Genomic DNA, 9,415 nt, shown 5'->3' on the forward strand with positions numbered 1-9,415 from the left:
CGGTCGGTTAGGGTGCTGGGCTCGGGGGCTGTTTCTGCATCGGCTCCTGCACGTGCATCGGCTTTGCTCTTCGCTTTGGCTTTTGCTCGCGTCGCCGCGCCTGTGTTCGCAGGTGCCACACACGCATTTGCACTTGCCGCCGCTTCCGTTTGTGCCGCGCGCGCATTCGCATTCGCCGCCGTTTGCGCTCCCGCCCCACGCACTTGCACACTGACCGCCGCATCAACATCCGCCCCGGCGAGCCGGCGCCCGATCTCCGCGCGCAAGCGCGCCACTGCGAACGACAGTTCATCGCTGCGTCCCGGCGCCTCGCCGAGCCAGAACGGAATATTCGGCGGCTGCCCGTGCGCGTCCTCGACCCGCACGCGCCCGCTCTCGATGCGCAGAATCCGGTACGACGCATTGCCCAGCTGGAACACGTCGCCGGCAAGGCTCTCGACTGCGAAATCTTCGTTGACAGTGCCGATGTTGATCGCTTGCGGCTCGAGCACCACCGCGTAGTCCGCGTTCTCGGGAATCGTGCCGCCCGAGGTCACCGCGACCAGTTTGCCGCCGCGCCGGCCGCGCAACGTGCCGCTCACCACGTCACGATGCACGTAGGCGCCGCGCGGACCATTGCGGCTCGTGTAACCCTCGGCGAGCATGCGCAGCACCGCGTCGTACTGCTCACGCTCCAGATCCGCGTATGGCGCCGCGCGCCGCAGCATCGCGAACAACGCGTCCTCGCTCCACTCGGCGCTCGACACTTCGGCGACGATCTGTTGCGCGAGCACGTCGAGCGGCGCACGCGGAATGCGCAGCGCGTCGAGTTCGCCGCGCCGAACGCAGTCGAGCAGCGCCGCGCATTCGATCAGATCGTCGCGCGAGGTGGGAAAGAGCCGCCCCTTGGGCATGCCGCCGACGTGATGCCCCGAGCGTCCGACGCGTTGCAGGAACGGCGCGATGGCGCGTGGCGAACCCATCTGGCAGACGAGGTCGATGTCGCCGATATCGATGCCGAGTTCCAGCGAAGCAGTCGCGATCAGCACGCGCAACTCACCGCGTTTCAGGCGCTGCTCCGCGTCGAAGCGATGTTCCTTCGCAAGGCTGCCGTGATGCGCGGCGACCCTCTCCTTGCCGAGCCGCTCGGTCAGATGACGCGCGACGCGCTCGGCCATGCGCCGCGTGTTGACGAACACCAGCGTGGTGCGGTGCATCGCGACGAGTTCGGCGAGGCGGTCGTAGACGCGTTCCCACACTTCGTTGGGCATCACCGCTTCGAGCGGCACGGGCGGGATGTCGAGCGCGAGATCGCGCGCGCGAACGTGTCCCACGTCGACAATCGCACAATCGGCAGGGATGCCGCTATCGATGCTCGCGCCGCCCACGAGGAAACGCGCGACCGCACTCACCGGCTTTTGCGTCGCCGACAGGCCGATGCGCGGCAGGCGCCGCTGGCACAGCGCGTCGAGACGTTCCAGACTGAGCGCGAGGTGGCTGCCGCGCTTGCTGCCGGCGAGCGCATGAATCTCGTCGACGATCACCGTGCGCACCGTCGCGAGCATGCGCCGGCCCGAGTCCGAACCGAGCAGCACGTACAGCGATTCCGGCGTGGTCACGAGAATATGCGGCGCGCGCTTTTTCAGCGCGTTGCGTTCCTGCTGCGTGGTGTCGCCGGTACGCACGGCCGTGCGGATATCGAGCGGCGGCAGCCCGCGCGCGTCGAGTTCGGCAGCAATGCCTTGCAGCGGCAACTGCAGGTTCAGGCGGATGTCGTTGGAAAGCGCCTTCAGCGGCGATACGTAGACCACCAGCGTTTCGTCAGGCAATGCGCCGCCGTTGGCGAGGCCTCGCTGAACCAGATCGTCGAGTGCGGAGAGGAACGCGGTGAGCGTTTTGCCCGAGCCGGTTGGCGCGGCCACCAGCGTCGAGCGGCCCCGGCGAATCTCCGGCCAGGCGGCGGCTTGCGCGTCGGTCGGGGCGGGGAAGGTCTCGAGGAACCATGCGGCAACCGCCGGGTGGAAATCGTCCAGCGCGCGGTGCGTCGATGCAGGCGACGCCTGATCCGCGGCGTAACGTGCCGCCGTGGAACCGGAAGCCGCGTCCAGCGCGGCGGAAGTCAAGGCCGAAGTCATGCTTGCGTAGATGGGGGCGGGGCGTGCCATATCCAGAGGGCGTCGAGAGCGGCGGCCCGGTTGCGAAGCGCAGCAGTCAGTCTGGCAGGTTTTGACCGGCTTTGCCGGGGAATGGCTGCCGATGCCCGCGCGGGAGTCAGCCGGCGTGCGTGCCGGCAAGTTTTGCGCCGTGTTGGTCGTTTGGACCAGTTGCGAAACACGAATCGAGCCGAGGCTCAGGCGCGTCATGTTTAACGCATCATCAATGCGTGAAGCGCATGGCAGCGAAACAGAGGTCGCGTCAAGACGATTTCCCCCGGCCACCTCGCGCGAATCGTAAGCGGTTTGAAAAACAGCCCACGTGTTGGCCCGCAAACGACGCGACTCGCGCTCTGCTCAATCGCGTCAATTGCAGTACGCTCTACGCCTCCCCTTCACGAACACAAAGATGGAGTTTCGACGATGCGATACAACCAGCTAGGCCGTACAGGTGTGTTTGTTTCAGAACTGTGTCTGGGCACGATGACCTTCGGCGGCGGCGACGGCATCTGGAAACAGATCGGCGATCTGCAGCAGGGCGACGCGGAACGGCTGGTCGGCCGGGCGCTCGACGCGGGCATCAATTTCATCGACACGGCCGACGTCTACGCGGACGGCCTGTCCGAACAGATCACGGGCCAGGCGTTGAAGAACCTCAAGGTGCCGCGCGACAAGGTCGTGGTGGCGACCAAGGTCTTCGGCCCGACCGGCGAGTTTCCGAATGCACGGGGCGCATCGCGTTACCACATCATCGACGGCGTGAAGGCGAGCTTGAAGCGTTTGCAACTCGATCACGTGGATCTGTACCAGATCCACGGCTTCGACCCGGCCACGCCAATCGAAGAGACCGTGCGCGCGCTCGATACGCTGGTGCAGCACGGTCACGTACGTTATGTGGGCGTGTCGAACTGGGCCGCGTGGCAGATCGTGAAAGCGCTCGGCATCGCGGAGCGCCTCGGGCTCGCCCGCTTCGACACGCTGCAGGCGTATTACACGCTCGCGGGCCGGGACCTCGAACGCGAACTCGTGCCGATGCTCCGGAGCGAGGGCCTTGGGCTAATGGTATGGAGTCCGCTCGCGGGCGGACTGCTGAGCGGCAAATATGGACGCGAGCAGCAGGGCGAGGCGGGCAGCCGGCGCACGAGTTTCGATTTTCCGCCGGTCAATCGCGAGCGGGCGTATGACTGTATCGACGTGATGCGCGAGATCGCGACGGCGAAGCAGGTGTCGGTGGCGCAGATCGCGCTCGCGTGGCTGCTGCACCAGCGCGTGGTGAGTTCGGTGATCGTCGGCGCGAAGCGGGTCGAGCAACTCGATGACAACATCGCGGCCACGAAAGTGACGCTCAGCGCAGAAGAACTGGCGAAGCTCGATCAGGTCAGCGTGCTGCCCGCGGAATATCCGGGGTGGATGCTGGAGCGTCAGGGGGAAGCGCGTCGTACGCAGTTGGCGCAGACGCGGCAGGCGGGGTGATTGTGGCGCGAGTGGCAAGGGGCGCACGGTATCTGTTCGACTCGCCGTGCGCCGCCTGACGGTTGCGCGAGCATAGGCTGCTTCGACGCGACGCGACGCGCGCCGCGCTGACCGCAACACGCTGCGGCCAGTGCGGGGCGGCTCGCGGCACCTGCCGCCGCTAATCAACCGGCCACTTCATTTCCCTTATTCGCGTCAGCCGTGTATGCAGCCACGGCGTCCATCGTCCGGGCCGAATACACCATCGTCGCACCCGCGTTCATCGCAACCGCCACGCCGAGCGCTTCGGCGATTTCCTCGCGGGTCGCGCCGTGCTTCAACGCTTCAGCCGTGTGCACGGTAATACAACCGTCACAACGCAGGCTGACCGCCACCGCGAGCGAAATCAGCTCGCGCATTTTGGCGCCGAGCAGATCGGCTTTCTGGCCGGCGCTCGACATCGTCTGATAGGCCCTCACGGTATCCGGCGACAGTCTCGCAATCTCGCCGATGCGGCCGAACAGTGCTTTGCGGTAATCGATCCAGTTCAACATGGCAGTGCTCCTTTGTGTGCTGCGAGTCGGCGGGCGCCGGCGTCGTGGGACACAGTATTGCGCTGCGCCGCGATATCCTGAATACTCGCTGAGCTCAACTTTTAGCGCCCACGTCTCATGGACACGCTCAGCCGCCTGATCGACCTTGCGAGGCCGCAAGCCAGCCTCGATCTGCGCTGCCTGCTCTCCGGCGCGTTCGACGTCGATCATGCGCCGATGGAAGCGGGCATCGCGCCGTTTCATGTGGTGCTTGGCGGCGCATGCCTGATCGAAACTGCCGAGGGCGCGCAGGTGCGATTGCAGGCCGGTGATTTCATGCTGTTCCCGCGCGGCGCCGCGCATCGCGTGCGCGATGTGCAGCGCTCGGACGGCGGCGCGCCGCTGACGCTGGGTCACGACGGCATGCTGCCTTTGCGCCGCAACGACGGCCGCGGCGCTGCGCGTCATAGCGAAAGCAGCAGCGAGGCCGATAAAAGCCGGCGCACGCGCGATGACAACGCTCCCCGCCTCAGCGAACCCGATGCCCGCCGCCACGGTCGCCAAATCAGTGCGCACCAACCCATCGAAACCCCCGGCGTCGATCTGCTCTGCGGCCGCTTCGTCTATGCGCCCGGTTCATCCGCGTTGCTGCTGAACGCGCTGCCTGACCCGTTTCACGTATCGCTGGGCGGCGCGCCGACTGTTGGCGCCTTGCAAGCCGTGGTCGGCGTGATGCGCGAGGAAGCGTCGCGTCGTCAGCCGGGCGCGCTCGCGATCGTGACCGCCCTGAGCCAGGCGCTGTTCGCGATGGCGTTGCGCGTGTATGGCGAGCGCAACGCAGCCAGCGCCGGCGTGCTGGCGCTGCTTGCCGACGCGCGCCTCGGGGCATCGGTACAGGGCATGATGAGTGCACCCGAACGCGCATGGACAATTGCCGAACTCGGCGAGCTCGCGGCGATGTCCCGCGCGACCTTCGCGCGCCGCTTCAACGAACGCGCGGGCGTGACCGTGATGGACTTCCTCACGCGGATTCGCATGACCATCGCGTGCGATTTGCTGCGGCGCACGCAACGCAGTGCGGCGGAGATCGGCGAAGCGGTCGGCTATCAGTCCGAAGCCGCGTTCGGCAAGGCGTTTGCGCAGAGTGTCGGCGTGACGCCGGGCCGTTACCGGCGTCGGCCGCATGAGCCGCATGAGGCGCAGGGCGACGGGCAGGAAGGCTAGCGCGGCGCGTCGGGATTGCCGAGCCAGCGCTGCTCGATGCGCGCCATCAGCCAGGCGACCAGCAGCGCGCAAATCGTGCCGATCGTCACTTCGCCGAGCCGCAGCAACGCGGTGTTCCACGCGGGCCCCATGCCCGGCACCAGCAGCATGATGGTCGCGGTGATGCCGCCCAGCCGCGCCGCGCTGCCTACGTTCACGATCCAGCAGATCACGATCGCCGCCGCCACCGTCGCTGCATAGGCGGCGAAGTGTCCCTGCCCGAGCAAGGCGCCGGCGAGACCGCAGATGCCGCCGACCATCGCGCCGATAAATTGATCTCGCGACAGCTTGCGGGTGTCGATATAACTATGCTGGCTCACCGCGATCGCGGTAATCGCGGCCCAGAACGCCTGCTCGGTATGCAACGCGCGGCCGATCCCGAAAGCGAGGCTTGCGCCCGCGACAGCCTGCACGGCCATGAAGCCGCCTTCGATCAGCCGGTCGCCGAGCGGCAGCGTCTTGAGGAAAGCGAACAGCGAGTTGGCCGCGCTTGCCCGTGCGGTGCGTCGTGAGTCGTCGGGTGGAGTCATCGAAGGGGAGCGTCTCGCCGTGGCATGAAGGTCCCGTATTCTAGCGACTCCCATGTCAGGGCGAGCGGATCGCGCCGCGCAATCAAAGCTGTCGCTTCCATGACTATTTCTCGCCGCTGCGCAACCGGTGATACCAGTTCATCAACGGCGTCGCCGACACGCCGTGGATCACCACCGACGCCGCGATCACCGCGAGCGTGAGCGGCATCAGCGGCATGACGTCGTCGGCCGAGCCGTGTTCGATCGCGAACGCAAGGTAGTAAAACGAACCAATGCCGCGTATGCCGAACCAGCTCATCAGACGCCGCTGCGCGGGCGTCGCGCTCGAGCCGAGCAAGGAAAGCTCCACCGACACCGGCCGCACGATCACGAACAGCGCGACGCACAACGCGGCCGTCTGCCAGGTGAAAAGCGTCGGGTGCAGAGTGGCCAGCACGTTGCCGACCATCGCCATCACGGCCACCTCGGCGATGCTTTCGAGTTCGATCGTGAAGCCGAGCACCGACTCCGTGATATACGCGTGCGCTTTGCTCGGATTGGCCGCGGTCGCGTCGACGTTTTCGGCATCGACCGTGCCGAGCCTTTGACGCGGCGACTGACCGCCACTCGCGCGGTGTTCGACGCGGCGCATCGCGACGCCCGCGGCGAATACCGCAAGAAAGCCATACGTGTGCGCGAGTTGCGCGGCGCCGAACGACAGCTCGATCAGACCTAGCGCGAAAAAGCCTTCGAGACCGAGCGCCTGTGCGTGACGGGTGCGCAGCCAGGCCACCGCGTGTGTGGTCGCCCAGCCGAGTGCGCCGCCGATCGCGATCGCGCCCGCCACGCCCCACACCATGCCGGCTGCGAGCTTCAGGTTCAGCAGCTCGGCGCCCTGACCGGCGGGTGCCGCGCAGAGTGCGAGGCCGAGCATCGCGAAGGGCAGCGCGATGCCGTCGTTCAGACCGCCTTCGCCGGACAGCGCAAAGCGCAGCAGGTCATGATCGCCAGGATTGTGGACCTGCACGTCGTGCGCGAGCACCGGATCGGTGGGCGCGAGAATCGACGCGAGCAGCAGCGCGGGGCCCCAGTCGAGATGCAGAACGTACACGCCGAACAGCATGAGCAGGGGAATGGTCGCCAGCATCGCAAGGAAGCCGAGGCGCAGCGGCACGGTCCACAGCCTTTCCAGTACGCCGAGGCGCAGGCGCAAGCCGATCGCGAACAGCGAGACCAGCAGCGCGACTTCGGTGATGGTGCGCAGCAGCTGCGCGTCGGCGACCATATCGAGGCGCAACAGCGCGATGCCGGGCAGCCCGAGCACGTAGCCGATCGCGAGGTAGAACATCGCGGCGCTGACCGGCAGGCGCCGCAGGGTCGTTGCCGCGAGGCCCATGAACACGAGCACGGCGCCGACGATGAGGAACCACAAAGTTTCGCGCATGAGTTTCCGTGAGGGCCGGCATGCGTGTTCCGCGCGAGGTCGGAGGCAGGCTGCCGGCCGGATGAAAAGAGGCGTGCGTGCGGATGCGCTATGCGCTATGTCAAGGCGCGCGGCCGAACGCTTCGCGCAGTTTGCGCTTGGCCTGCTGTAACGTCGCGCGGCGCGTTTTCGGCAGATTCTTGCCGGCGCGATTGATGTAGAAGTTGAGCATCGACATCGCCGATTGGTATGGCGTGCCCTTGCGCCGCCTGCTCTGCGTCGACGAACGCTTGAGCGACTGCGCGATCGACTCGGCGCTGCCGCTTTTGAAAATGTCGTGTTCGATATCCATTGCGTCGCTCGTCTCCATCACATGATGCGACCACTTGCGCGAGTTGTGGACACCCGACTTCGCAGCCTTCGCGCGATGCGCGGCATGCGCCTGGGCATGCCGCTGACGGGGCGGGCGTCCCGACCTGCCGCGTGGGACCGGGCGTTTCGTTTTACTGGTGGCTTTGCGCGCTGCCATGAGCTGTGCCTCTGGGCGGACGGTTTGAATGCCTGGATCGCGGTGTCGTACGCCTGCGCGTCTTCACCCGTTCCGGAGCGTGTGCAGTGAATTCGCGCCGGCAGCCATGTTCGTGGCAGGCCGGCGCGGTGAGACGAGGTGGGCGCGCGCAACGCGGGGCGCAGGGCACCCGATTGCGCGCGCGCCGCGCGAGGCCGTGCTTACAGCTTCAGGCCGCCGGCTTCGGGCGCATCCGACGAACCCGGAGGAATCGCGCCGGTGCCGAGATCGTCGCGAAGCTCGTAGCGATCGCGGCTCCAGTACGGCTCGCTGCCGTAGTACTGATGCACGGACGTGGCCCAGGTTTGGTCCGCCATCGACGGCCAGTGATCCTTGTCGAAGCCCGGGGCGTTTCGCACGCCTTCGGCGGTCATGCTCAGCACGAAGCATTTCTGGTCGGTGTCGAGCGTCAATGCCCCCCACGGAATGGCCAGCAGCTTGTCGCCGATGCCGAGGAAGCCGCCGCTCGAGAGCACCGCATAAGCGACCCTTCCCGAGCCGACGTCGAGCATGATGTCCTTGATCTTGCCGATATCCTCGCCGTCGCTGCTGATCACCTTGTTGCCGTCGAGCGTGGCCGCAGCCATCACGTCCGGGCCGGGGCCTTCCGCGGTTGCGCGGCCCTTGCCGACGATGCCGGCGCCTTGGGTTTGCGATTGGTTGAGCATAATGTGACTCCTCTGATAGTGGATGCATTGAGGATGAGCAACGCGCGTTCCTTCGCTTCGATCGAGATCAAAACGTGCGCGTGCAGCCCGCACGTAAAGGTTGCGCGCGCGGTCGAAATTATTTCGACGGCGGATACCGGAAGAGAAAAAGCATGAACGCGTCGAGCGGCTGCCAGTTCGCGCGGTCTTTGCTCCAGTCTTTCGACGCATGGCGCATCAAAACGTACGATCCTCAACGCGCCGCCCGCTTCGCTTCACGCGCAACCTCCGTCGCCTGCATACTCGTCGTGCGACGCGCGGTGCGTTCCCCAGACTTCGCCTTCACCTTCTCAGCCGCGTCCTTGCGTACCACGCGCGACTTTTTCAACAAACTCGTGAGCGAGCCATCGATGCTGTCGGCCACCGCCGATTCACGCGTCTTGCGGCCCTTCGCTCCAGCCTGGCGCGCCAGCCTCGCCGCACGCTTCTCGGCGTGAGCGAGCAACGCCGCGAACGCCACTTCGTCCACTCTCAATCCGCGCCGCGAGCGTCCGGGCGGCAAGCTCTGCAATTCATCCGCCTCGAACGCGCTGATGACGGTCGGGTGAATGTAGCAACGCCGGCACACGGCCGGCGTGTTGCGAAGCAACACCGCCACCTCCTTGACGGTCGCGACGAGATGTTGGCGCGCTTCTGCCGCGCTACTGCAGATCAGCCGCCGCAACGCGGCGAGCGCATAGACGCTGCCCGCCCACGTCCGATAGTCCTTCGCGGTGAAGTCCCCATCGCTCGCGCGGCGCAGATAGTCGTTGATGTCCGCCGAGCCGACGGTGCGGCGCGTGCCGTCCTCGTCGAGATACTGGAACAGATCGTGGCCGGGCAGTTCGG

8 protein-coding genes and 1 pseudogene are annotated in these 9,415 nt (G+C 66.4%); 2 read left to right on the forward strand and 7 right to left on the reverse strand.

Features of this window, described 5'->3' with window-relative positions:
• Positions 1-2,114 (reverse strand): DEAD/DEAH box helicase (locus CIC12_RS13375; RefSeq protein WP_446728006.1); only part of this gene is annotated, 2,114 nt, incomplete at its 3' end.
• A 441-nt stretch (positions 2,115-2,555) separates the two neighbouring features.
• Between CIC12_RS13375 and CIC12_RS13380 the strand changes: the two genes are divergently transcribed.
• Entirely contained in the window at positions 2,556-3,605 is a 1,050-nt protein-coding gene (locus tag CIC12_RS13380; RefSeq protein ID WP_168664582.1) for an aldo/keto reductase, read from the forward strand.
• Between the two features lie 164 nt (positions 3,606-3,769).
• On the opposite strand, the gene CIC12_RS13385 is transcribed toward CIC12_RS13380, so the two are convergent.
• Complete coding sequence (locus CIC12_RS13385; protein ID WP_168664583.1) at positions 3,770-4,138, reverse strand: carboxymuconolactone decarboxylase family protein; 369 nt, start codon at positions 4,136-4,138, stop codon at positions 3,770-3,772.
• A 117-nt stretch (positions 4,139-4,255) separates the two neighbouring features.
• Between CIC12_RS13385 and CIC12_RS13390 the strand changes: the two genes are divergently transcribed.
• Positions 4,256-5,341, forward strand: a complete 1,086-nt coding sequence (locus CIC12_RS13390; RefSeq protein WP_168664584.1) for a cupin domain-containing protein — start codon at positions 4,256-4,258, stop codon at positions 5,339-5,341.
• Here CIC12_RS13390 and CIC12_RS13395 read toward each other — a convergent pair.
• From CIC12_RS13395 to CIC12_RS13415, 5 genes and pseudogenes are all read right to left on the reverse strand, one after another.
• Positions 5,338-5,910, reverse strand: coding sequence for an FUSC family protein (locus tag CIC12_RS13395; protein WP_168664585.1), 573 nt, complete (start codon positions 5,908-5,910; stop codon positions 5,338-5,340). The two genes, CIC12_RS13390 and CIC12_RS13395, sit on opposite strands and share 4 nt — an antisense overlap.
• Before the next feature lie 103 nt (positions 5,911-6,013).
• Positions 6,014-7,333: a cation:proton antiporter gene (locus tag CIC12_RS13400; protein ID WP_168664586.1), complete on the reverse strand. Its 1,320-nt coding sequence runs from the start codon at positions 7,331-7,333 to the stop codon at positions 6,014-6,016.
• Positions 7,334-7,433: 100 nt separating this feature from the next.
• Positions 7,434-7,841 carry a DUF3175 domain-containing protein gene (locus tag CIC12_RS13405; RefSeq protein WP_168664587.1) on the reverse strand — a complete coding sequence of 136 codons (408 nt, stop codon included), beginning with the start codon at positions 7,839-7,841 and terminating at the stop codon, positions 7,434-7,436.
• A gap of 200 nt (positions 7,842-8,041) precedes the next feature.
• The gene (locus tag CIC12_RS13410; RefSeq protein ID WP_168664588.1) at positions 8,042-8,548 is read right to left on the reverse strand and encodes a PRC-barrel domain-containing protein; all 507 of its coding nucleotides are present in this window, start codon (positions 8,546-8,548) and stop codon (positions 8,042-8,044) included.
• A gap of 232 nt (positions 8,549-8,780) precedes the next feature.
• A pseudogene (locus CIC12_RS13415) lies at positions 8,781-9,415 on the reverse strand (DNA topoisomerase IB); the annotation flags it as partial.

The sequence above is a fragment of the Paraburkholderia sp. SG-MS1 genome (assembly GCF_012275575.1).
Lineage (GTDB): Bacteria > Pseudomonadota > Gammaproteobacteria > Burkholderiales > Burkholderiaceae > Paraburkholderia.

What these genes read in the sequence shown, in the direction of transcription:
- CIC12_RS13395 (WP_168664585.1), bottom strand. Translation starts at nt 5,910, where the DNA reads ATGACTCCACCCGACGACTCACGACGCACCGCACGGGCAAGCGCGGCC.
- CIC12_RS13410 (WP_168664588.1), bottom strand. Translation starts at nt 8,548, where the DNA reads ATGCTCAACCAATCGCAAACCCAAGGCGCCGGCATCGTCGGCAAGGGC.
- CIC12_RS13400 (WP_168664586.1), bottom strand. Translation starts at nt 7,333, where the DNA reads ATGCGCGAAACTTTGTGGTTCCTCATCGTCGGCGCCGTGCTCGTGTTC.
- CIC12_RS13390 (WP_168664584.1), top strand. Translation starts at nt 4,256, where the DNA reads ATGGACACGCTCAGCCGCCTGATCGACCTTGCGAGGCCGCAAGCCAGC.
- CIC12_RS13405 (WP_168664587.1), bottom strand. Translation starts at nt 7,841, where the DNA reads ATGGCAGCGCGCAAAGCCACCAGTAAAACGAAACGCCCGGTCCCACGC.
- CIC12_RS13385 (WP_168664583.1), bottom strand. Translation starts at nt 4,138, where the DNA reads ATGTTGAACTGGATCGATTACCGCAAAGCACTGTTCGGCCGCATCGGC.
- CIC12_RS13380 (WP_168664582.1), top strand. Translation starts at nt 2,556, where the DNA reads ATGCGATACAACCAGCTAGGCCGTACAGGTGTGTTTGTTTCAGAACTG.